The following is a 22,049-nucleotide window of genomic DNA, read 5'->3' on the forward strand; positions in this document are numbered from 1 at the left end:
GCCCGAGTTCCGCCCGCCCCGGCGGGGATCCTGGGCGCCCCCCCCCCCCCCGGGGGGGGCACGCCCATGATCACGGAGCGGGCGGCTACAGGCCGTAGGCCTCCAGCAGGCGCAGCCACACCTCGCTGATCGTCGGGTAGCTCGGCACGGCGTGCCACAGCCGCTCCAGCGGCACCTCCCCGACCACCGCGACGGTGGCCGAGTGCAGCAGCTCGGCGGTGTCCTGCCCCACGAAGGTCACGCCCACCACGACGCGGCGGTCCTCGTCGACCACCATGCGCGCCCACCCGGTGTACCCGTCAGCGGCCAGCGAGGACCCGGCCACGGCGATGTCGAGGTCGACCACGCGGGTGCGCAGCCCCGCCTCCTCCGCCGCCGCTGCGGTCAGGCCCACCGAGGTCACCTCCGGGTCGGTGAAGGTCACCTGCGTGACCGCGCGCTGCTGGGCGGTGGTGGCGTGGGCGCCCCAGGCGCCGTCGCGCACCGGCTCGCCCTTCGCGCGGGCGGCGATGACGTCGCCGACGGCGCGGCCGGCGTACTTGCCCATGTGCGTGAGCGGCGCGTCGCCGGTGACGTCGCCGGCGCCGTACAGCCACGGCTGGTCGCCCTGGTCCAGGCCCGTGGCCGCGCCGGTGGTGTCCACGGCGAGCGGGGCGTCGGTGGGCAGCCCCACGGTGTCGAGCCCGACGTCGCCCGTGGCGGGGCGGCGGCCCGTGGCCACGAGCAGCTCGTCGGCGGTCAGCGCGGTGCCGTCGGCCAGCACCAGCGTCACCGGCCCGGCGTCGCCGTCCCGGGTCACGGAGGCGGCCCGCGCGTGCAGGCGGACGTCCACGCCGTCCTCGCGCAGCGCCTCGGCCACCAGCTCGCCGGCCCGCGCCTCGGCCTTGCCGAGCAGCGTCGAGGACGCCACCAGCGTCACGCGGGAGCCGAGCCGCGCGAAGGCCTGCGCCAGCTCGCACCCGACCACTCCGGCGCCGAGCACCAGCAGGCTGGCGGGCACCTCGGTGGCGCTCGTGGCCTCCCGGCTGCCCCAGTGCGCGACGGGCGAGGGCCCGCGCAGCCCGTCCACCGGCGGGAGGGCCGGGGTTGAGCCGGTGGCGACGACGACGGCGCGGCGGGCGGTGATGGTCGTCGTCGAGCCGTCGCCGGAGCCGCCGGCGGCGGGCGCGCTGACCTCCACGCGCCGCTCGCCGGCCAGGCGCCCGTGCCCGCGGACCACGGTGATGTCGGCGCCGACGGCCCACTCCACCTGGCTGCCGTCGTCCCACCCGGAGGTGAAGGAGTCGCGGCGGGCCAGGACGGCGGCGGCGTCGACCTCGCCGGTGACCGCCTCGCGCGCTCCGGGGAGCCGGCGCGCGGCGGCCAGCGCCTGGGTGGGGCGGATGAGCGCCTTGGACGGCATGCACGCCCAGTAGGAGCACTCACCGCCCAGCAGCTCCGTCTCGACGACCACGGCGCTCAGTCCGCCGCGGACGGCGCGGGCGGCGACGTTCTCCCCGACGGGGCCGCCACCGATGACGACGACGTCGGTCTCGGTGACCTCGCCCGCGGGCGTCGTCTGCTGGTCGGAGGGGTGCAGGTCGTGGCTGTGCGAGGGCGTGGGCACCCCGCCACGGTGCCCGATGGCCGCCGTCAGTGCCAGCGCCGCCCGGTGATCCGCTCGAACGCCTCCACGTAGCGGTCGCGGGTGCGCTCGACCACCTCCTCGGGCAGCAGCGGCGGGGGCTCGGAGGAGGCCCGCGACCACCCCGAGGCCGGGGAGGTGAGCCAGTCGCGCACGTACTGCTTGTCGAAGCTGGGCTGGGCGCGCCCCGGCCGCCAGGCGTCGGCCGGCCAGAAGCGGGAGGAGTCGGGGGTCAGCAGCTCGTCGCCCAGCACGAGGGAGGCGGGGTCGTCGGGGTCGCCGTCGGGGTCCAGGCCGAACTCGACCTTGGTGTCGGCCAGCAGCACGCCGCGCTCGGCGGTCACGGCAGCGGCGCGCGCGTACAGCTGCACCGTCACCTCGCGCAGCTGGGCGCCCCGCTCGGCGCCCACCAGGGCCGCGACGCCCGCCTCGTTGACGGGCTCGTCGTGCAGGCCGACGGCGGCCTTGGTGGTGGGCGTGAACAGCGGGGCGCGCAGCTGGTCGCCGTCCTGCAGGCCCGGTGGCAGCTCCGCCCCGGCCAGGGAGCCGGTGGCCCGGTACTCCGCCAGCCCGGATCCGGTCAGGTACCCGCGGGCGATGCACTCCACCGGCAGCATGTCCAGGCGGCGCACCACCATCGCGCGCCCGGCCACCTGCCGCGGCACCCCGTGCTCCGGGCCGGCGCCGACCACGTGGTGGCGCACCAGGCCCCAGTCCTCCAGCTGCTCGAACCACCACAGGCTCAGCGCGGTGAGCAGCGCTCCCTTGTCGGGGATCGGCGTGGCGAGCACGTGGTCGAAGGCGCTGATCCTGTCGCTGGCGACGAGCAGCAGCAGGGAGGGGTCGTCGTGGGCGGTGTACAGCTGGCGCACCTTGCCCGCGTGCAGCGGGCGCCAGCCCGGCGTGGTGGGCGCGTCGGGCGCGCCGGGGCGACCGGCCTGCTCGGGGGTGCTCACCCGGAGAACCCTGGCAGGGGCGTGCCGCGCAGCGGCGCGGGGGTGGGCCTGCCGCGTGCCGCCTCGGCGGCCCAGCGCACCGCCAGGGAGGCCTGGTCGAGGCTGAGCAGCGGCACCGAGGCCGCGCTGCCGGGGCTGCCGACGGCGGTCGCGGCGATCGAGAAGGTCCACCGCTGCTCGACCAGCAGCACGGCCTGGTGCACCGTCACCACGCGCACGGGGGCGGCGTCACCGGGGCTGCCCAGCAGCCGCTGCCAGGAGCGGACCGCCACGACCTGCTCCTCGCCGGAGGGGCTGGTGGTGGTGCGCACCGAGCAGACCGGTGCCTCCTGGCCGTCGCGGCCGTCGGGGACGGGCAGCGCGCCCGGCACCGCGCACGGGTCGCTGACCTGCGGAGCGACCAGCGGCGTGGAGATGCGCCAGCTGACCGAGGTGGCCGGGGACGCACCGAGGGCCAGGCCCACGACCTGCGTGCCGGCCGCCGCGGGCACCGCGACCGCGGCCACGGGTCCCTCGCCGTCGCCGGGTCCGGCGGAGGCCGGCCTGGCGGTGCGCTGGGCGTCGACGAGCCGCGGTGAGCCGTCCCCGAGCCGCTGGGCGGTCGTGCGCACCGTGCGCGTCGTGGCGGTGGACCAGTCGAGGTCGGGCAGGCGCGGCGCCGCGCCCTCCAGCGCCTCGACCACCACGCGCTGCTCGCGGGCCAGGTCCCCGGGCAGCAGCGCCAGCGCCTCCACCTCGCGCCGCTCGTGCTCGCGCGAGCGCTCCTGCAGCTGCCGCCACGCGGCGGCACGGGCGTCGGCGCGAGCGGCCTGGGCCGCCGTCCGTGCGGCCAGCGCCAGCTCCTCCTGCTGCTGCTGCTGGCGCACGAGGGAGCCGGTGAGGACGAGGGCGACCGCGGCACCCGCCGCGAGGAGCCGGCCCCGGCGCCGGCGCCGGACCGGTGAGGCCCCGCCGGGTCCGTCGTCGTGGGCGCGGCCGGGGTGGGCGCGGCCGGGGTGGGCGCCGGCGACGCCGCCGGGGCCGTCGTCGAGGTCGTCGATGTCGCCGATGTCGAGGTCGAGGACGAGGTCGTCGGCACCACCGCGGGCACCCGCCTCCGGTCGGGTCCGCAGCCGGCTCACGACGGGCTCCCGGTGGCGAGCAGCGCCGCCGCGGCCGCGCCCAGCAGCGGCCCGTCCAGCGGCAGGGGAGCATCCCCGGTGCTCCACACCGCCACCGACGCCGCCCGTCCCTCGCTGACCAGCACCACCTCGCGCACCTGGACCCGGGAGGCGCCCTGCCCGGCGTCCCCGGTGCGCACGGCCGTCCCGCGGACCCCGGCGGCCATGACCGTGCAGCGCGGCTGCGCCCCACCGGCGCGGGCAGCGCTCCAGTCGCCGACGCGGACGGCGGGCACCTCGCACGGCGCCGCGCCGGTGCTCTGCGGCAGGCCCGTGACCAGGCGGTAGCCGATGCGCTGGACGCCCGCCGCCTCGGGCGCCTGCGGCCAGGTGCCGACCACCTGCAGGTCCACGGGCTCGTCGGTGTGGGCGGCCCGCGGCCCGAGGTCGGCGGGCCACCACTCCGGCTCCCCCAGGACGTCGGCGCCGCCGCCGGAGCCGCTGGTGACGACCGTGGTGACGGCCCGGTTGGCGGACCTGACCTGCTGCAGGCGGTGCTCGACGGCGTTGGCCCCGGCGCGGGCCGCGCGCTCCCGCTGCTGCTCGTCCGCGGCGCGCGCGGCGGCGCGCTGGTCGGCCACGGCGCTGCGGTGCTGCCACGCGCCGGTGGCCAGCAGCGCGAGCACCACGGCGGTCGCGGCGGGCGCGGCCGCGCGCCGGCGGGGCCGGCGGCGCGGCCCGCGTGGTGGGGCGGGGGCGTCGTCGGCCGCTGACAGGTCGACGAGCTCGACCTCGCCTGCGCTGGCGGCCACAGCGCATCATCACCCCGCGGACCCGGCGGGGCCACCCCCGCGCCGGCCGCTGCCGCGCGGCGCCGGTCCTCCGCCGGTGGACCTGCCGGCGACCGGCCGGGGTGGGGTCAGGACGCGGTGAGGGCGCCCTCGGCGGCGGCGCTGGCGACGTCCGTGCGCCACTGGGCGCCCTCGAGCCGGACCGCGGCGAGCCGGTCGTAGGCGGCGGTGCGCGCAGCGGCGAGGTCCTGCCCGGAGCCGACCACGGACAGCACGCGCCCGCCCGCGCTGACCAGGGCGCCGCTGGCGTCGAGGGCGGTGCCGGCGTGCAGCACCCACGCCGCCTCGTCGGCGCTGGCGTCGGCTCCGGTGATCACCCCGCCGGTCGTCGTCGCGGCCGGGTACCCCGGGGCCGCGAGGACGACGACGACGGCGGCCCCGCGCGACCAGCGCAGCGGACCGGTGTCGGCCAGGTGGGCGCCCAGGCGCCCGGTGGCGCAGGCGTGCAGCAGCCCGCCGAGCGGCGTGCGCAGCCGGGCGAGCACCACCTGGGTCTCCGGGTCGCCGAAGCGGGCGTTGAACTCCACCACCCGCACCCCGCGCGAGGTCAGCGCCAGCCCGCAGTACAGGACGCCGGCGAAGGGCGTGCCGCGGCGGCGCATCTCGTCCACGACCGGCTGGGCGACCCGCGCCACCACCTCCTCGACGAGCCCGGGCGGGGCCCAGGGCAGGGGGGAGTAGGCGCCCATGCCACCGGTGTTGGGGCCCTCGTCGCCGTCCAGGGCGCGCTTGAAGTCCTGCGCCGGGGCCAGCGGCACCACGTCGGTGCCGTCGGTGAGCACGAACAGGGAGACCTCGGGGCCGTCGAGGAACTCCTCGACCACGACCTGCGCGCCCTCGCGCGCCAGGCAGGCCGCGGCGTGCTCCAGGGCGTCGGCGCGCGAGGAGGTCACCACGACGCCCTTGCCGGCGGCCAGGCCGTCGTCCTTGACCACGTGCGGGGCGCCGAAGAGGTCGAGGGCCTCGGCCACCTCCTCGGCGGTGGTGCAGACGCGCGCCATGGCGGTGGGCACGCCGGCAGCGGCCATGACCTGCTTGGCGAAGGCCTTGCTGCCCTCCAGCTGCGCGGCGTCGGCCGAGGGGCCGAAGCAGGCGGTGCCGGAGGCCCGGACGGCGTCGGCGACACCCGCGACCAGGGGCGCCTCGGGACCCACGACGACCAGGTCGACGCCCAGCTCCTGCGCCAGCGCGGTGACCGCGTCGCCGTCGCAGGGGTCGACGGGCAGGCAGCCGAGCACGCCGGGCTCGGAGGCGGGCCCGGGGCCGCCCGGCGCCACCCAGACCGCGGTGACCGCGGGGTCGGAGGCCAGGGAGCGGGCGAGGGCGTGCTCGCGGGCGCCGGAGCCGACGACGAGCACCTTCACGAGCGGCTCCCGAACGCCTCGCCGAGCGCGGCGTCGAGCTGGTCCAGGCCCCAGCGGGCCTCCTCGTCGCTGGTGGAGCACGGCGGGACGACGTGGGTGCGGCTGCCGTTGACGAACGGCAGCAGGCCCCGCGACAAGCACGCACTCGTGAAGGCCGCCATGGGCGCGTTCGCCGCGCCGGTGGCACCGGCGGGCACCACGGGCTCGCGGGTCTCGCGGCTCTTCACGAGCTCCACGGCCCAGAACACGCCGGTGCCGCGGACCTCGCCGACGACGTCGTGCCGCTCGGCGATCTCGCGCAGCGCCGGGCCGATGACGTCCTGGCCGAGGTGGCGGGCGTGCTCGACGAGGCCCTCGTCCTCCATGGCGCGGATGGTGGCCACGGACGCGGCGCACGCCAGCGGGTGGCCGGAGTAGGTGAGCCCGCCGGGGAAGGCCCGCTCGTCGAAGGTGGCGGCCACCTCGTCGGAGAGCACCACGGCGCCCAGCGGCACGTACCCGGAGTTCACGCCCTTGGCGATGGTCACGAGGTCGGGGTCGACGCGCTCGCCGTCGCCGTGCACGTCGTAGCCGAACCAGGTACCGGTGCGCCCGAACCCGGCCATGACCTCGTCGAGCACGAGCAGGATGCCGTGGCGGCGGGTGATCTCGCGCACCCCGGCGAGGTAGCCCGGCGGCGGGACCATGATCCCGGCCGTGCCCGGCACCGACTCCAGGACCAGCGCGGCGATGGTGCTCGGGCCCTCGAGCGCGATGACCTGCTCGAGGTGCTCCAGCGCCCGCTCGCACTCCTCGGCCTCGGTGCTCGCGTGGAACACCGACCGGTACAGGTAGGGGCCGAAGAAGTGCACGACGCCCTCGGCGCCGGAGTCGTTGGCCCAGCGGCGCGGGTCGCCGGTGAGGTGGATCGCCGTCTGGGTGTTGCCGTGGTAGCTGCGGTAGCGGGCCAGCACCTTGCGGCGGCCGGTGTGCTGGCGGGCCGCGCGCACGGCGTTCTCGTTCGCCTCGGCGCCGCCGGTGGTGAAGAACACCTTGTTGAGGCGCTCCCCCGGCAGGTGGGAGGTGATGAGCCGGGCGGCCTCGCCGCGCACGTCGACGGCGTGCTGGGGCGCGACCGTGGCGAGCCGGGCGGCCTGCTCGCCGATCGCGGAGACCACCGCCGGGTGGGCGTGGCCGACGTTGGTGAACACCAGCTGGCTGGAGAAGTCGAGCAGCGGGCGGCCCTCGCCGTCGTAGACCCAGGAGCCCTCCGCGCCGGTGACGACCATCGGCGAGATGAGCTTCTGGGCCGACCAGGAGTGGAAGACGTGGGCGCGGTCCAGCTCGCGGGTGCGGGCGACGGCGGCTGCGTCGACGGGGCGGGCGGGCGGGACCACCGAGGCGGCCGCCGCCCCCGCGGTGGCCGCTGGGGCCCCGGCGGCGCTCGGTGCGGTGGCGCTCGGCACGGCGGTGCTCGGCATCGGGATCAGCCCTCCAGCAGGTCGGTGCGCACGACGATCTGGTCGCGGTCCGGGCCCACGCCCACCGCGCTGATGCGCACGCCGGAGAGGTCCTCCAGCGCCAGCACGTACTCCTGGGCGGCCTTCGGGAGGTCGGAGAACTCCCGGGCGCCGCTGATGTCCTCGTCCCAGCCCTCGAACTCCTCGTAGACCGGCACGGCGTGGTGGAAGTCGGTCTGCGTCAGGGGGATCTCGGTGTGCTTGACGCCGTCGACCTCGTAGGCCGTGCACACCGGGATGCGCTCGTAGCCGGTGAGCACGTCGAGCTTGGTGAGCACGAGGTCGGTCAGGCCGTTGACGCGCGAGGCGTAGCGGGCGATGAGGGCGTCGTACCAGCCGGTGCGCCGGGGGCGCCCGGTGGTCGTGCCGAACTCGCCGCCGGCGCGGCGCAGGCCCTCGCCGACGTCGTCGAGCAGCTCGGTGGGGAAGGGCCCCTCGCCCACGCGCGTGATGTAGGCCTTGGCCACCCCCACGATCCTGTCCACGCGGTTGGGCGGGATCCCCGAGCCGGTGCAGGCCCCGCCCGCCGTGGCGTTGGAGGAGGTCACGAACGGGTAGGTGCCGTGGTCGATGTCCAGCATCGTGGCCTGGCCGCCCTCGAAGAGCACCGTCTGCCCGGCGTCGAGCATGCGGGTCAGCTCCAGGCCGGTGTCGCGCACCATGGGCCGCAGCCGGTCGGCGTAGGACAGCAGCTCGTCGACGACCTCGTCGACGGTGATCGCGCGGCGGTTGAACACCTTCACCAGCAGCTGGTTGCGGGTCTCCAGGGCGCCCTCGACCTTCTGCGCGAGGATCTTCTCGTCGAAGAGGTCCTGCACGCGCAGGCCGATGCGGTTGACCTTGTCCGCGTAGGCGGGGCCGATGCCGCGCCCCGTCGTCCCGATGCGGCGCACCCCGAGGAAGCGCTCGGTGACCCTGTCGACGGTGCGGTGGTACGGCGCGATGAGGTGCGCGCTGGCGGAGACCAGCAGCTTCGAGCAGTCGACCCCGCGGGCGGTGAGGCCCTCGATCTCCTCGAAGAGCACGGAGGGGTCGATGACCACGCCGTTGCCGATGACCGGGGTCACGCCGGGGGTGAGGATGCCGGAGGGGAGCAGGTGCAGGGCGTACTTCTCGTCGCCGACGACGACGGTGTGACCGGCGTTGTTGCCGCCGTTGAACTTCACGACGGCCTCGACGCGGGAGCCGAGGACGTCGGTGGCCTTGCCCTTGCCCTCGTCTCCCCACTGGGCCCCGACGAGCACGATCGCGGGCATGCGGACCCTCCTGCGGGTCTCGGAGTCGTTACCGGCCGAGGCTAGCGGGTGAGGCGCCCCCGACCCGAATCCGTGCTGCCACCCTGGCCCGGTGAGCAGCCACGACCCCGACCAGCGACCGCAGGCGGCCCTCGCGGTGGTGAACGCCGGCGCCGGGTCCGCCCGCACGCCCGCCGCGCGGGACGCCCTCGCCGTCCTCGAGGCCTCCCTGCCCCCCGGCGGTCTGGAGGTCGCCCGCACCACCGGCCCCGAGGACCTGCGCCGCGCCCTCGCGGGGCTGGGGGGGCGCCGGCTGGTGGTCCTGGGCGGCGACGGGTCGGTCCACGCGGCGATCAGCGCCCTGCACGCCCTGGGCGGGCTGGAGGGGGTGCACGGCGCCGGGCCGGTCGGGGTGGTGCCGCTCGGCACCGGCAACGACCTCGCCCGCAGCCTGGGGCTGCAGGTCGGCGCCGCGACCCTCGCGGCGCGCACCGCCCTGGAGGGCAGGCCGTCACCGGTGGAGTTGGTGGTCTCCCTCGCCGACGACGGCACCGAGGACGGCGTCGTGGTCAACGCCGTGCACGCCGGCATCGGCGTCTCGGCCGCCAAGCGCGCGCGGACCGGCAAGCGGGTGCTGCGGCAGCTGGCCTACCCCGCCGGAGCGCTGGCCGCCGGCGTCGCCGCGCGCCCGTGGCACCTGCGGGTGGTGGTCGACGGCGAGGAGGTGCACGACGGGCGCTCCGGGGTGCTGCTCGTGGCGGTCAACCTCGGCAGCACCGTGGGCGGCGGCGCCCGCCTGTCGCCCGCCGCCACGCCCCACGACGGGCAGGTGGACGTCGTGGTCTCGGCGGCCACCGGACCGCTGGCGCGCGCCGGCTTCGCGGCGGCGATGGTGCGGGGGGAGCACGTGGAGCGGCGCGACACCGCCGCCGTGCGGGGCTGCGACGTGGTGGTCGAGTCCGTGGACGGGCGGCCCTTCGAGGTCAACGCCGACGGCGACCTGTCGCAGCCGCGCACCCGCTGGCACTGGCGCTGCGCGGGACGCGCCTGGCAGGTCCTCGTCCCCCGCTGACCCGCCCGGCGCGGGCGCGCGCCCGCGCGCCCGCGCGCGGCAGTTCAGGAGAGGCGCTCGGCCAGCTCCCTGCCCAGGTCGCGCCCGGAGCGCCAGGCCTGCTCCACGCGCGGCTTGCCGCTGGGCGTGGCGGCCCAGCCGTCACCGCACACGCCCAGCAGCCCCCCGGCCACGGCCGTGAGCAGGTGGGGCTGGTCGTGGGCCTGCTCCGGAGAGGCGAAGGACCAGCGGTGGGCCGCGGCGGTGCGCGGGGCGGGCACCGCGGCGGGGTCCGCGCCGAGCAGGTGCGGCAGCCGGGCCAGCACGGGCGCCACGAGGGAGTCCGGGTCTCCCAGGGCTCCGCGCGCGGCCTCCGGGGTGCTGTGCGCCACGAGCACCGGGGCGCCGTCACCGCGGCGCGACCCGTCGTCGGCCAGCAGGGACACCAGGTCGTCGTCGGCCACGAAGCCGGCGTCCAGCGAGGGCCACCAGGCCTCGTCCCAGCTGGCGTACACCGTGGTCACGGCGTTCCAGGGGCGTGAGAGCACGCGGCGGGCGGAGGCCAGGCCGGGTGAGGCGGCGACGTCGAGCAGGCGGCCGGCCTGCGGGTCGGGCATGGCGAGGACGACGGCGTCGACGCCCTCGCCGTCCACCGACGGCAGGCCGTCGACCACGCCGACGGACCGGACGGCGTGCTGGGACGTGACCTCCAGGCCGCGCGCGAGGTGCTCGACGAGGCCGCGCAGGGAGCCGGGCGCGCTCCACCGCTGGGGGCCGGTGGTCGAGCCGCGCGGCCCGTCCGGCCCCAGCAGGCTGAGGGTGTCGGTCCACGGCCGCGCCAGGCCCTCGGTGCTCCAGGCCGAGACCAGCGCGGCGAAGTCCTCGTCGGACACGGTGAAGTAGGCGGCTCCGGTGTCGACCACGTGCAGGGAGCCGTCGGCCAGCTCCACCCGGCGCGTGCCCAGGCGTCCGCCGGTGCGCCGGCCGCGGTCGAGCACGCGCACGGCGACGCCGGCGGCGGCCAGCGCCTGCGCGCAGGCGACGCCGGAGATGCCGGCACCGACCACGGTGGCGCGGCGGGCGGGCGCTGGGCTCACGGCGCCAGGTCCCCGCCGAGCCGGTCGACGGCGTCGGGGTCGCAGGCGGCGAGGAAGTCGGTGCAGCGCTGCGCCTCGTCGGCCTCGCCGATGGCACCGGCGGCGCGCCCGAGCCACGCCAGCGACCGCAGGAACCCGCGGTTGGGCTCGTGGTGCCACGGCACCGGCCCGGCCCCGCGCCAGCCCGCGCGGCGCAGGGCGTCGAGCCCGCGGTGGTAGCCGGTGCGCGCGTAGGCGTACGCCTCCACCGGGTTGCCGGAGGCGTAGGCGCGGGCGGCCAGCACCGACCAGGCCAGGCTGGAGGCCGGATGGGCGGCCGCGACGTCCGCGGGGTCGACGTCGTCGCGCAGCAGCGCCGCCGCGGCGACCTCCGGTCCGTCGTCGGGGAGCAGCGTGGAGGGCGGGCCCGGCACGGCTCCGCCGTGGCTCCCCGGGGCTCCGGGGGTCGGCAGGGACATCGGGGAGGACATGCCAGCATCCTGCCGCCGCGCGCCGCGACCGGCAGGGCGGGACGGGTGGCGGCCCGTGGGTGCTGCGCTGCGTCGGCTACCGTCGCTGTCCGTGATCGAGGCCACCGTGGCGGGGTCGACGCTGACCGTCAGCGCCGAGGGCGACCTCGACCTCGCCGAGCGGGCGCGCTTCCCCGAGCTCACCGCGCGCGCGGCGGGGCCGGAGGTCGCGCGGGTCGTCGTCGACCTGTGCTCGGTCGGCTTCGTCGACTCCGCCGGCGCGGCCTTCCTCATCGCGCTGGCCGAGACCGCCAAGCGGTCGGGAGCGCGCGCCGTGCTGCGCGGGGCCGACGAGCGGGTGGGCTTCGTGCTGGAGCTGTGCGGCGCGCTGGACGCCTACGAGGTCGACGCCGACCACCGCTGCGCCCCGGCCGCGGGCCCCGGCCCCTGGCGCCGCCCCTCCGCCTGAGCCCGGGGCCGGGACGCGCCGCGGGCGGGCCGCTGCCGCTGGGGGGCGACCACCCCGTATCGTCCGGGGAGCCGTGCGCTCCAGCGAGCGGGCGCAGCGGCCGCCGCGGGTGGGTGCGGTGACCAGCGGTGTGGAGGTGGGGTGCGGGTGGCAGGTCCGGAGCAGGATCAGGACGGCGGCGAGCCGGGGTCCGTGCACGTCATCCTCGGCAGTCGCAAGACGCGCGTCGTGCTGACCGGGGAGGTCGACGCCGAGCTCGGCCAGGAGCTCCTCGAGGCGTCGGCCGACGCGGAGGCCTCCGGGCTCCCGGTCGAGGTGGACGTCCGCAACGTGACCTTCATGGACTCCACGGGCGTGGCGTTCCTGGCGCGGCTGGCGTCGCGCAGCCCGTCCAAGCTCGTGCTGATCCGCCCGCCCGACCTGGTCCGCTTCCTCATCCAGGTGACGAGCATCAGCCAGGTCCTGCGCGTGGTCGAGGACGACCCGGGCATCGACCACACGCTCCCCGACGGCTCCGACGACGGCAGCGACGGCCCCGGCGGGGGCCTGGTCGCCTGACGCGAGCAGGTGCCCCGGCACCGCGAAGGCCCCCCGGCACCAGCCGGGGGGCCTTCGTCGTCGGGTGGGACCCGTCAGGCGCCCAGCGAGGTCCCGGCCGAGCGCAGGTGCTCGCAGGCCTCCTTGACGCGGGCGGCCATCCCGGCCTCGGCGATCTTGCCCCAGGCGCGCGGGTCGTACTGCTTCTTGTTGCCGACCTCGCCGTCGATCTTCAGCACGCCGTCGTAGTTCTTCAGCATGAAGTCGGCGACGGGACGCGTGTAGGCGTACTGCGTGTCGGTGTCGATGTTCATCTTCACGACGCCGAAGTCGACGGCCTGGCCGATCTCCTCGGCGGTGGAGCCGGAGCCGCCGTGGAAGACGAGCGCGAAGGGCTTGTCGCCGCCGCCGAACTCCTTCGAGACGGCGTCCTGCGCCGCCTTGAGCACCTCGGGTCGGAGCTTGACGTTGCCCGGCTTGTAGACGCCGTGCACGTTGCCGAAGGTCAGGGCCGTCAGGTAGTAGCCCTTCTCCCCGACCCCGAGGGCCTTCGCGGTGGCGATGGCGTCCTCGGGGGTGGAGTACAGCTGGTCGTTGATCTCGTTGGCGACGCCGTCCTCCTCGCCGCCGACGACGCCGACCTCGATCTCGAGGACGACCTTGGCCGCCGAGCAGCGCTCGAGCAGCTCGGTGGCGATGGAGAGGTTCTCGTCCAGCGGGACGGCGGAGCCGTCGAACATGTGCGACTGGAACAGCGGGTCGCGGCCGTTCTTGACGCGCTCCTCGCTGATGGCCAGCAGGGGCCGCACGTACTTGTCCAGCTTGTCGGCCGGGCAGTGGTCGGTGTGCAGCGCGATGTTCACGCCGTAGCCCTTGGCCACGTGGTGGGCGTACTCGGCGAGCGCCTCGGCCCCGCGGACCATGTCCTTGACCGTCGAGCCGGAGGCGTACTCCGCGCCGCCGGTGGAGACCTGGATGATGCCGTCGCTGCCGGCCTCCGCGAAGCCCTGGATGGCGGCGGTGATGGTCGACGAGCTCGTGATGTTGATCGCCGGGTAGGCGAAGGAGCCGGCCTTCGCCTTCTCCAGCATCTCCGCGTAGACCTCGGGGGTGGCGATGGGCATGCGTGGGTCCCTCCTCGTCGGGTGCTTCGCCGCCGATCCTCCCACCGGCTCAGATGACGGCGAACACCACGTACCCCGCTGTGGCCAGCGCGAGCGCCGACACCGAGAGCACCGCCGGCGAGCGCAGGACGCCCGGTTCGCGGGGCACCGCGCGCACCTCGCGGGGCGTCAGGGACCACACGAGCCCGCGCAGGTCCGCCTCCGGCCTCGGGCGGCCACCGAGGGAGACCAGGTAGCCGACCAGCACGGCGACCACCATCGCGACCCCGCCGCCCAGGAAGGCGGAGCCCTGCCCGGACAGGGTCAGCGCCCCGGTCTGGTTGAGCACGAAGACCACGACGGCACCGAGGGTGCCGCTGACCAGGCCCCAGAAGCCGGCCGAGCCGGTCATCCGCTTCCAGAACAGCCCGAAGACGAAGACCGCGAACAGGGGCACGTTGAAGAAGGAGAACAGGGTCTGGATGTAGTCCATGATGTTGGTGAATCCCGCGGCGATGAAGGCGGTGCCGATCGCCAGCGCGGTGCCGATGACGGTGACCGCGCGGCCCACCCGCAGGTAGTGCTGGTCGTCGCGCCCCGGACGCACCCAGTCCTGCCAGAGGTCGTAGGTGACCACGGTGTTGAAGGAGCTGACGTTGGCGGCCATGCCGGCCATGAAGGCGGCGATGAGGCCGGCGAGCGCGACGCCCAGGAAGCCGTTGGGCAGCAGCTCGTCCAGCAGCAGCGGCACGGCGTCGTTGTAGGTGGCGCCCCCGCCGTCGCCCCCGGTCTTGAGGTCGGCGATGCCGGGGACCAGCACCGCGGCGACCATGCCGGGGACGATGATGACCAGGGCGATGAGGACCTTGGGGAACGCCGCGATGAGCGGGGTGCGCTGCGCGGCGGAAGCGCTGCGCGCCGAGAACGCGCGCTGGACCTCGGTGAAGTTCGTGGTCCAGTAGCCGAAGGAGGTGACGAAGCCGAGGCCGAGGACCACCCCGATGGTCGAGCCGACGCCGCTGGCGATGCCGGTCAGGTCGTTGCCGGGGAAGGCCTGCAGCATCGAGCCGCTGCCCTGGTCGGTGAGCTGGCCGACCAGGCCGCCCCAGCCGCCCACCCGGTGCAGGCCGACCAGCGTGAGGGGCACCATCGTGGCGACGATGACGAAGAACTGGAGCACCTCGTTGTAGATGGCCGCGGACAGGCCGCCGAGGAAGGTGTAGGCCAGCACGATGACGCCGGCCAGCACGATGGCGAGCCAGGTGGGCAGCCCGAGCAGGGCGTTGACCACGATGGCCATGGCGTACAGGTTGACGCCGGCCAGCAGCACCGAGGCCAGGGCGAACAGCAGGCCCTGCAGCCGCTGGGTCTTGGCGTCGAAGCGGCGCCCGAGGAACTCGGGGACGCTGCGGACCTTCGAGCCGTAGTAGAAGGGCATCATCACCAGGCCGAGGAAGACCATGGCCGGGATGGCGCCGATCCAGTAGTAGTGGAAGGCCTGCTCCCCGAACTGCGCGCCGTTGGCGGCCTGCCCGAGCAGCTCGATGGCGCCGAGGTTGGCCGAGACGAACGCCAGGCCGGTGATCCAGGCCGGCAGCGACCTGCCCGACAGCAGGAAGTCGAGGCTGGAGGAGATGCGCCGGCGGGCCAGCAGCCCGATGCCCAGCACGACGACGAAGTACAGGGCGACCAGCACGTAGTCGCCCGCGCCGGCGTCGATGCGGGTGGCGCCGGTGGTGCCCGCGGCCAGCACGGCGCTCACCGCTGCTCCCCGCCGCGGGCGCCCTCGTCGTCGGCCTCCTGGAGGGCCTCGCGCACGGCGGGGTCGTCCTGGGTCAGCGGGCTGGTGACCACCCAGACGAGGAAGGCGGCGCCCATGAGGAGCATGCCGAGGCCGGCCCAGAGGTTGAGGTTGATCCCGCCGGTCTTCTCGGCCGCCTCGGCGGGGAAGGACACCAGCCCCCAGACGAGGCAGACCAGGCCGTAGACGACGAACAGGGCGCCGATGACCGACCGGATGTCGAAGGCGAGGTCGGCCAGGCGCCCCCGGGTCGGACGGGTGGGTGGCTGTGGCACGTCGCGCTCCTCACGGCCGGCGCCGCCGTCGGCGATGGCCGAGGTGAACGCTCAGACCGTTGCCGGCAGCACGCAAGTCGATCGAGGTCGGCGGCTCACGCCCGCGGTGGCACCTGGCCGAAGGCGTGGCGGCGCAGCCACGCGTGCACGGCCACCGCGGCCGCCGCGCCGGCGTTCATCGACCGGGTCGACCCGAACTGCGCGATCTCCACCAGCAGGGCGCTGGCGGCCACGACCTGGGCCGACAGGCCCGTCCCCTCGGAGCCGACCACGAGCAGGCAGCGGGCGGGCAGGTCCGCCGTCTCCAGGGGCGACGCCCCCGGCGCGTTGTCGAGGCCCACCAGCACCAGGTCGCGCGCGGCGGCCCACACCAGCAGGTCGGCGGCGCTCGCGTGGTGGTGCACGGCCAGGTACCTGTCGGTGGCCATGGCGCCGCGGCGGTTCCAGCGCCGGTCGGCGACCACGTGGAAGCCCGCGGCTCCAGCGGCGTTGGCCGTGCGGGCCACCGAGCCGACGTTCATGTCGTGCCGGAACCCCTCCACCGCCACGTGCAGCTCCGCGCCGGGCCAGTCGCGCGCGCGGCGCTCGGCGAGGTCGGCGCGGATCGCCGCCTCGCTCCAGTAGCGGTACCGGTCGACGACGTTGCGCCGGTCCCCCTCGCGCAGCAGCTGCGGGTCCAGGCGCGGGTCCTCGGGAGGCGTCCCGCCCCGCTCGTCCGCCCAGGGGCCGACGCCGACGGCGCGCACCCGCTCGTCGTCGTCCCCGGCTCCCTCCACCGCCGTCCGCTCCACCACGCACGACAGCCTGCCGCTGGGGCGCCCGGCCTCCACAGCGGGCACCTAGGAGGCTCCCAGCGACGCGTCCGGCGCCCGCCCGAACCTCGTGGCAGGTCGGTCCCGCGCAGCGCGGGGCCGCAGAGGGTGGGAGCGGTCATGGGCATCTTCGGGACCAGGCGCGGCGCGGACCGGCAGCTGCGCACCTACGAGGGGCGCGTCCTGCCGCGCCAGCACGAGGACGTCGACGACCAGGGCGCCGCCTTCGACGTGGCGACCCTGCTCGGCCGGCGCCGCCTGCTGCAGCTGGGCGGCGCTGGCGCGGCCGCCGGCCTGCTGGCCGCGTGCGGCAGCGCCGACGCGGCCAGCACGACCAGCACCTCGACGAGCGCCGCGACGACGACCTCGGGCCTGGCGGAGATCCCCGAGGAGACGGCCGGCCCCTACCCCGGGGACGGGTCCAACGGCCCGGACGCGCTGGAGGAGAGCGGGATCGTCAGGTCCGACATCCGCACCAGCTCCGGCACCTCCACCACCGCCGAGGGCGTCCCCATGACGCTCCAGCTGGACCTGGTGGACCTGGCTGACGGGGGCGCCGCCTACGAGGGCGCGGCCGTCTACGTCTGGCACTGCGACCGGAACGGGAAGTACTCGATGTACAGCGACGGCCTCACCGCGGAGGACTACCTGCGCGGGGTGCAGGTGGCGGACGCCTCGGGCCGGGTGCAGTTCACGAGCATCTTCCCCGCCTGCTACTCCGGGCGCTGGCCGCACATCCACTTCGAGGTCTACCCCGACGCCTCCTCGACCACGGACGCCAGCAACGCCATCGCCACCTCCCAGGTCGCCCTGCCGCAGGACGTCTGCGAGGCGGTCTACGCCACCAGCGGCTACGAGCAGTCGGTCACCAACCTGGCGCAGGTGAGCCTGGCCACCGACAACGTCTTCAGCGACGACCAGGGCGCCAGCCAGACCCCGGCGGTCACCGGTGACGCCGCCAGCGGGTACGTCGTGAACCTCAGGGTCGGTGTCGACGCCACGACGCAGGCCGCCACCGGGATGTCCGCCCCCGCGGGCGGCGGGCAGGGAGGGCCGGGCGGGACGCCGCCCGACGGCGCCCCCGGTGGTGCCCCGCCGGAGCAGTCGACGACGTCGTGAGGCCCGCCGCGGCGCACCGCGCGCCCGCGAGCACGACCGCCCTAGGGTGGGCTGGTGAGCGAGCGCGCGGCCCCGGTGACGTGGCTGACCGACATGGACGGGGTCCTGGTCCACGAGGGCTCCGCCATCCCGGGGGCGAGCGCCTTCCTCACGCGGCTGCAGGAGCGCGGGCGGCGCTTCCTCGTGCTCACCAACAACTCGATCTACACCCCGCGCGACCTGCGCGCACGCCTGCACGCCTCCGGGCTCGACGTGCCCGAGGGGGCGATCTACACCTCGGCGCTGGCGACCGCCACGTTCCTGGCCGAGCAGAACCCCGGGGGGTCGGCGTACGTCATCGGGGAGGCCGGGCTGACCACGGCGCTGCACGAGGCGGGCTACACCCTCACCGAGACCGACCCCGACTACGTGGTCCTGGGCGAGACGCGCACGTACTCCTTCTCGGCCATCACCCGAGCGGTGCGCCTGGTCGAGGGCGGTGCGCGCTTCATCGCCACCAACCCCGACGCCTCCGGGCCGTCGCTGGAGGGCAAGCTGCCGGCCACCGGCGCCGTCGCCGCGATGATCACCAAGATCACGGGCCGGGAGCCCTACTACGTCGGCAAGCCCAACCCCATGATGTTCCGCTCGGCGCTCAACGCCATCGACGCCCACTCCGAGACCACGGTGATGATCGGTGACCGGATGGACACCGACGTCGTCGCCGGCATCGAGGCGGGCCTGGAGACGATCCTCGTGCTGACGGGCTCCACCTCGCGCGCGGACGTCGAGCGCTTCCCCTTCCGCCCGCACCGCACCGTCGACTCGATCGCGGACGTCGTCGACCTCGTCTGAGGACGACGACCGGGCCCGCTGCCGTGCCAGACCTCGCCGACCTCTCCGCGGGAGCCCTCTACGCCGTCGTGTGGGGCCTGGTCTTCGTGGAGTCCGGGATCCTCGTGGCGTTCTGGATGCCCGGGGACACGGTGCTGTTCACGGCGGGCCTGGTGGCGCAGGCCTCCCCGGGGGTGAGCCTGTGGCTGCTGGCCGGCGGCACGGCCGTGACCGCGACCGCCGGCAACGCGGTGGGCTACTGGACGGGGGCTCGCTACGGGCGGCCGTGGCTGGAGCGGCGGCCCCCCAGGGTGCTGGCCCACCTGGAGCGGGCGGAGGCCTTCTACGAGCGCTTCGGCCCGGTGGCCCTGGTGGTGGCGCGCTTCATCCCCTGGGCGCGCACCTTCGTGCCGGTGCTGGCCGGGGTCTCGCGCATGCGGTACTCCCAGTTCCTGGCCGCCACGCTGGCCGGTGCCCTGGTGTGGGGCGCGGGCCTGATCGTGCTGGGCTACTACGCCGCCACCGTGCCGTGGCTGAAGACCGCGGCCTACGCGGTGGCGGGCACGGCGGTCGCGCTGTCCGTCGTGGTGCCGCTGGCCGCCGCCGCGCGGCGCCGCTGGCAGCGGCGCCGCGGCGACGGGCACGGGGTGCCCGGCGAGGGGTCGGCCGGGGGGCCGGCCGGGGGTCAGAGGCCGAGCTCGTCCACGGAGTAGGCGGCCAGGTAGGGCAGCCCCTGGGCCTCCACGACCTCCCGGGCGCCGGTCGCCCGGTCGAGGATCACGGCGACGGCCACCACCTCGGCGCCCGCCTCCCGCAGCGCCGTGACGGCGGTGAGCACCGAGCCGCCCGTGGTGGAGGTGTCCTCCACGGCCACCACGCGACGGCCCGCGACGTCGGGGCCCTCCACCCGGCGCTGCAGCCCGTGCGCCTTGGCCTCCTTGCGCACGACGAAGGCGTCCAGCGGCGCCGCCCCGCTGGCCCGGGCGGCGTGCAGCAGCGCGCACGCCACCGGGTCGGCGCCCATCGTCAGCCCCCCCACGGCGTCCACGCCCCCCAGGCCGCCGGGCAGCTGCTCGGACAGCAGGTCGAGGACCACCTGCCCGACGAGCGGGGCCGCCTCGTGGTGGAGCGTCACCCGGCGCAGGTCGACGTAGTAGTCCGCCTCGGCCCCCGAGGACAGCGTCACCCGGCCGCGCACGACGGCGAGCTCGGAGACGAGCTGCAGCAGGCGGGCGCGGGCGGCGCCGGGCGCGGGGGTCTGGTCGCTGGTGGCGTCGCTGGTCACGGGCGCAGGCTAGTGAGCCGCCACCCCGTGACCGGCGGGCGCCCCGCGGCCGGTTCCCGACCACCTCCTCGGGATTGGCCGTGACGAACGGCTTCCAACGTGAGAAACTGGGGGTGGCTGGTTGTCGTGAGCAATCGCCTGCCCTCACCCGACGTCCGACAGGACTGTGCCGACTCCCGTGTCGACCTCTGCCGCGCCCCGCACCGCCACCTCAGCCACCTCGGCCGCCCCGGCCGCCGTGCCCCGCGAGCGCGACTTCACCGCGCTCCCGCTGCGCCGCCGCGCCGCGTGGGTGGTGCTGCTCGGCAGCCTCGCCGCCCTGGGCGCCTTCACCATCGACCTGTACCTGCCGGCCTTCCCCCAGCTGGAGTCCGAGCTGGGGGCCTCGACCTCCCAGGTGCAGCTGACCCTGACCGGCACGATGGTCGGCGTCGCGCTCGGCATGCTGCTCGTGGGGCCGCTGTCCGACGCGGTCGGACGGCGCCGCCCGCTGCTGGCCGGCCTGGGCGTGCACGTGGTCGCCTCGCTGCTGTGCGCGCTCGCGCCCACGATCGAGGTGCTGTCCGCGCTGCGGGTGGTGCAGGGCCTGGGCACCGCCTCCGCGTCGGTCATCGCCCTGGCGGTGGTGCGCGACAAGTTCGAGGGGCGCGGCGCCGCGCGCCTGCAGGCGCGCCTCATGGTCATCGTCGGCGTCTCGCCGCTGTTCGCCCCGACCATCGGCGGGGTGCTGCTCGAGCTCTTCCACTGGCGCGGGCTGTTCGTGGCGCTCGCGGTCCTGTCGGCCGCGCTGGCCGTCGCCGTCGGCGTGCTGCTGCCCGAGACGGTGCCGGTGCGCCAGCGGCGCCGCTTCCGGCTGGCCCCCGCGCTGCGCGGGTACGCCGGCCTGCTGCGCGACCCCGCCCTCATCGGGATCGTCCTCGTGGCCGGCATGTCGATGTCCGCGATCTTCGGGTACGTGGCGCAGTCCTCCTTCGCCTTCCAGCAGCAGTACGGGCTGAGCGCCGCGGCCTTCGGCGTCGCCTTCGCCACCGGCGGCGGCATGCTCGTGCTGGGCACCCAGGTGAACGGCTCGCTGGTGCACCGCTTCTCCTCCCAAGGCCTGATGGTGACCGGTCTGGTCGCGGGCGCGGCCAGCGGCCTGCTGCTGCTGGCCGCCGCCACCACCGGGGCCGGCGGGCTGCTGGGCCTGCTGGTCCCCCTGTGGATGACGATGTTCTGCGTCGGCCTGGTGATGCCCAACAGCCCCGTGCTGGCCCTGGAGCGCCACGCCACCGCCGCCGGCGCGACCGCTGCGCTGCTGGGGGCCTCCCAGCACGGCGTCGCGGCCGCCGCCGCCCCCCTGGGCGGGGCGCTGCCGTTCGCGCCGGCGACCTCGATGGGACTGATCATGGCGGGCGCCCTCCTGGTGGCGCTGGCCGTGTACCTCGTCTTCACCCGCCGCGCCCTCGCCCGCCCGCCCGTGCTGCACGGTGAGGAGGCGCGCCTGGCCGCCGCCGTCGAGGCCGAGCGCGTCCGCGCGCTCGAGGACCAGGCCGCCGAGCTCGCCCGGGCGGGCCAGGACGAGGACGGCGACGTCGCCGCGCCCGCCGGTGCAGCCGCCTGCGGCACCTGCCGTCCCGAGCGCTGAGCGGCGCCCTGGCGGCCGGCCCCTCGCGCCGGGCCGCCCCCGGCGCCGTCGAGTAGCGTCGCGGGCGTGCGGATCGCCACCTGGAACGTCAACTCCGTGCGCGCCCGGGTCGACCGGGCCGTGGCCTGGCTGCAGCGCAGCGACGTCGACGTGGTGGCCCTGCAGGAGACCAAGTGCAAGGACTCCCAGTTCCCCCACGAGGCGTTCCGCGAGGTCGGCTACGAGGCGGCGCACGTCGGCCTGAACCAGTGGAACGGCGTGGCCGTGCTCTCCCGCGTGGGCCTGGAGGAGGTCGAGGTCGGCTTCCCCGGCCAGCCCGGCTGGTCCTCCTCCCCCGACGTCGAGGCCGCCGCCGAGGCGCGCGCCATCGGTGCCACGTGCGGCGGTGTGCGCGTGTGGAGCCTGTACGTGCCCAACGGACGGTCCCTGGAGGACCCGCACCTGCAGTACAAGCTCGAGTGGCTCGCCGCGCTGCGCGAGGCCGGGGCGGGCTGGCTCGCCGCCGACCCGCAGGCGCAGGTCGCCCTGTGCGGCGACTGGAACGTCGCGCCGCAGGACGAGGACGTGTGGGACATGAGCGTCTTCGAGGGCTCCACGCACGTGACGCCCGCGGAGCGGGAGGCGTTCTACGCGGTGGTCGACGCGGGCTTCGCCGACGTCGTCAGGCCCCACGCGCCGGGGCCGGGCACGTACACGTACTGGGACTACAAGCAGCTCCGCTTCCCCCGCCGCGAGGGCATGAGGATCGACTTCGCCCTGTGCTCCCCGGCCCTGGCCGGCCGGGTCACCGGGGCCTCGATCGACCGCGAGGAGCGCAAGGGCAAGGGCGCCTCCGACCACGCCCCGGTCGTCGTCGACCTCGCCTGAGCCACTCCGGTGAGAGCTGAGCGCCTCCCGTCTGCGCGACCGGGGCCGCAGCGGCGGCGGCGCTGGCGCGACGCCGGGCTCGCCGGGTCCTCGCGGCGGCTGGGGGGGCAGCGCC

General features: G+C 76.2%; 22 protein-coding genes. 8 read left to right on the forward strand and 14 right to left on the reverse strand.

Going from position 1 to position 22,049, the window contains the following annotated elements; genetic code table 11:
* Window positions 1-85: 85 nt before the first annotated feature.
* The 7 genes from ACUN9U_RS04560 to ACUN9U_RS04590 form a co-directional block, all read right to left on the reverse strand.
* A complete protein-coding gene (locus ACUN9U_RS04560) occupies window positions 86-1,579 on the reverse strand; it encodes a dihydrolipoyl dehydrogenase family protein (protein ID WP_445483955.1) in 1,494 nt (497 codons plus the stop codon).
* 53 nt (window positions 1,580-1,632) lie between these two features.
* A complete protein-coding gene (locus tag ACUN9U_RS04565; RefSeq protein ID WP_445483742.1) occupies window positions 1,633-2,580 on the reverse strand; it encodes a phosphoribosylaminoimidazolesuccinocarboxamide synthase in 948 nt (315 codons plus the stop codon).
* Window positions 2,577-3,701 carry a hypothetical protein gene (locus ACUN9U_RS04570; RefSeq protein WP_445483743.1) on the reverse strand — a complete coding sequence of 375 codons (1,125 nt, stop codon included), beginning with the start codon at window positions 3,699-3,701 and terminating at the stop codon, window positions 2,577-2,579. Before ACUN9U_RS04570 ends, ACUN9U_RS04565 begins: the two co-directional genes overlap by 4 nt.
* Window positions 3,698-4,492, reverse strand: coding sequence for a hypothetical protein (locus ACUN9U_RS04575; RefSeq protein WP_445483745.1), 795 nt, complete (start codon window positions 4,490-4,492; stop codon window positions 3,698-3,700). Before ACUN9U_RS04575 ends, ACUN9U_RS04570 begins: the two co-directional genes overlap by 4 nt.
* Window positions 4,493-4,599: 107 nt before the next feature.
* Complete coding sequence (gene purD, locus ACUN9U_RS04580; protein ID WP_445483746.1) at window positions 4,600-5,895, reverse strand: phosphoribosylamine--glycine ligase; 1,296 nt, start codon at window positions 5,893-5,895, stop codon at window positions 4,600-4,602.
* Window positions 5,892-7,355, reverse strand: a complete 1,464-nt coding sequence (locus ACUN9U_RS04585; RefSeq protein ID WP_445483747.1) for an aspartate aminotransferase family protein — start codon at window positions 7,353-7,355, stop codon at window positions 5,892-5,894. The genes purD and ACUN9U_RS04585 overlap by 4 nt, the downstream gene beginning before the upstream one ends.
* Window positions 7,356-7,360: 5 nt before the next feature.
* Window positions 7,361-8,650, reverse strand: a complete 1,290-nt coding sequence (locus tag ACUN9U_RS04590) for an adenylosuccinate synthase (protein WP_445483748.1) — start codon at window positions 8,648-8,650, stop codon at window positions 7,361-7,363.
* A 91-nt stretch (window positions 8,651-8,741) separates the two neighbouring features.
* Between ACUN9U_RS04590 and ACUN9U_RS04595 the strand changes: the two genes are divergently transcribed.
* A complete protein-coding gene (locus ACUN9U_RS04595) occupies window positions 8,742-9,701 on the forward strand; it encodes a diacylglycerol/lipid kinase family protein (RefSeq protein ID WP_445483749.1) in 960 nt (319 codons plus the stop codon).
* Between the two features lie 44 nt (window positions 9,702-9,745).
* Here ACUN9U_RS04595 and ACUN9U_RS04600 read toward each other — a convergent pair whose 3' ends face one another.
* Together ACUN9U_RS04600 and ACUN9U_RS04605 are read right to left on the reverse strand one after the other, a co-directional pair.
* Window positions 9,746-10,777, reverse strand: a complete 1,032-nt coding sequence (locus ACUN9U_RS04600; protein WP_445483750.1) for an NAD(P)/FAD-dependent oxidoreductase — start codon at window positions 10,775-10,777, stop codon at window positions 9,746-9,748.
* Window positions 10,774-11,247, reverse strand: a complete 474-nt coding sequence (locus ACUN9U_RS04605) for a DUF3151 domain-containing protein (RefSeq protein ID WP_445483751.1) — start codon at window positions 11,245-11,247, stop codon at window positions 10,774-10,776. Before ACUN9U_RS04605 ends, ACUN9U_RS04600 begins: the two co-directional genes overlap by 4 nt.
* 91 nt (window positions 11,248-11,338) lie before the next feature.
* Between ACUN9U_RS04605 and ACUN9U_RS04610 the strand changes: the two genes are divergently transcribed.
* Window positions 11,339-11,695 (forward strand): STAS domain-containing protein, encoded by a 357-nt coding sequence (locus tag ACUN9U_RS04610; RefSeq protein ID WP_445483752.1) that lies wholly within the window; start codon window positions 11,339-11,341, stop codon window positions 11,693-11,695.
* 147 nt (window positions 11,696-11,842) lie between these two features.
* A complete protein-coding gene (locus ACUN9U_RS04615; protein WP_445483753.1) occupies window positions 11,843-12,253 on the forward strand; it encodes an STAS domain-containing protein in 411 nt (136 codons plus the stop codon).
* Window positions 12,254-12,327: 74 nt separating this feature from the next.
* Here ACUN9U_RS04615 and fbaA read toward each other — a convergent pair whose 3' ends face one another.
* The 4 genes from fbaA to ACUN9U_RS04635 all read right to left on the reverse strand — a co-directional run bounded on the left by fbaA (window position 12,328) and on the right by ACUN9U_RS04635 (window position 16,250).
* Entirely contained in the window at window positions 12,328-13,356 is a 1,029-nt protein-coding gene (gene fbaA / locus ACUN9U_RS04620) for a class II fructose-bisphosphate aldolase (RefSeq protein WP_445483754.1), read from the reverse strand.
* Between the two features lie 49 nt (window positions 13,357-13,405).
* Window positions 13,406-15,097 carry a sodium:solute symporter family protein gene (locus ACUN9U_RS04625; RefSeq protein ID WP_445483755.1) on the reverse strand — a complete coding sequence of 564 codons (1,692 nt, stop codon included), beginning with the start codon at window positions 15,095-15,097 and terminating at the stop codon, window positions 13,406-13,408.
* The gene (locus tag ACUN9U_RS04630) at window positions 15,094-15,411 is read right to left on the reverse strand and encodes a hypothetical protein (RefSeq protein ID WP_445483756.1); all 318 of its coding nucleotides are present in this window, start codon (window positions 15,409-15,411) and stop codon (window positions 15,094-15,096) included. The genes ACUN9U_RS04625 and ACUN9U_RS04630 overlap by 4 nt, the downstream gene beginning before the upstream one ends.
* A 95-nt stretch (window positions 15,412-15,506) precedes the next feature.
* Complete coding sequence (locus ACUN9U_RS04635; protein ID WP_445483757.1) at window positions 15,507-16,250, reverse strand: TrmH family RNA methyltransferase; 744 nt, start codon at window positions 16,248-16,250, stop codon at window positions 15,507-15,509.
* 93 nt (window positions 16,251-16,343) lie between these two features.
* Between ACUN9U_RS04635 and ACUN9U_RS04640 the strand changes: the two genes are divergently transcribed.
* The 3 genes from ACUN9U_RS04640 (at window position 16,344) to ACUN9U_RS04650 (ending at window position 18,868) form a co-directional block, all read left to right on the forward strand.
* Window positions 16,344-17,342: an intradiol ring-cleavage dioxygenase gene (locus tag ACUN9U_RS04640; protein ID WP_445483758.1), complete on the forward strand. Its 999-nt coding sequence runs from the start codon at window positions 16,344-16,346 to the stop codon at window positions 17,340-17,342.
* 93 nt (window positions 17,343-17,435) lie between these two features.
* Window positions 17,436-18,176, forward strand: coding sequence for an HAD-IIA family hydrolase (locus tag ACUN9U_RS04645; protein WP_445483956.1), 741 nt, complete (start codon window positions 17,436-17,438; stop codon window positions 18,174-18,176).
* A 23-nt stretch (window positions 18,177-18,199) separates the two neighbouring features.
* Window positions 18,200-18,868, forward strand: coding sequence for a DedA family protein (locus tag ACUN9U_RS04650; RefSeq protein WP_445483759.1), 669 nt, complete (start codon window positions 18,200-18,202; stop codon window positions 18,866-18,868).
* On the opposite strand, the gene pyrE is transcribed toward ACUN9U_RS04650, so the two are convergent.
* Window positions 18,841-19,440: an orotate phosphoribosyltransferase gene (pyrE, locus tag ACUN9U_RS04655; protein ID WP_445483760.1), complete on the reverse strand. Its 600-nt coding sequence runs from the start codon at window positions 19,438-19,440 to the stop codon at window positions 18,841-18,843. The two genes, ACUN9U_RS04650 and pyrE, sit on opposite strands and share 28 nt — an antisense overlap.
* A gap of 178 nt (window positions 19,441-19,618) precedes the next feature.
* Between pyrE and ACUN9U_RS04660 the strand changes: the two genes are divergently transcribed.
* Window positions 19,619-21,067, forward strand: a complete 1,449-nt coding sequence (locus ACUN9U_RS04660; protein WP_445483761.1) for a multidrug effflux MFS transporter — start codon at window positions 19,619-19,621, stop codon at window positions 21,065-21,067.
* Window positions 21,068-21,133: 66 nt separating this feature from the next.
* Window positions 21,134-21,934 (forward strand): exodeoxyribonuclease III, encoded by an 801-nt coding sequence (locus tag ACUN9U_RS04665; protein ID WP_445483762.1) that lies wholly within the window; start codon window positions 21,134-21,136, stop codon window positions 21,932-21,934.
* The last annotated feature ends 115 nt before the right edge of the window (window positions 21,935-22,049 follow it).

The organism is Quadrisphaera sp. KR29 (assembly GCF_052644995.1).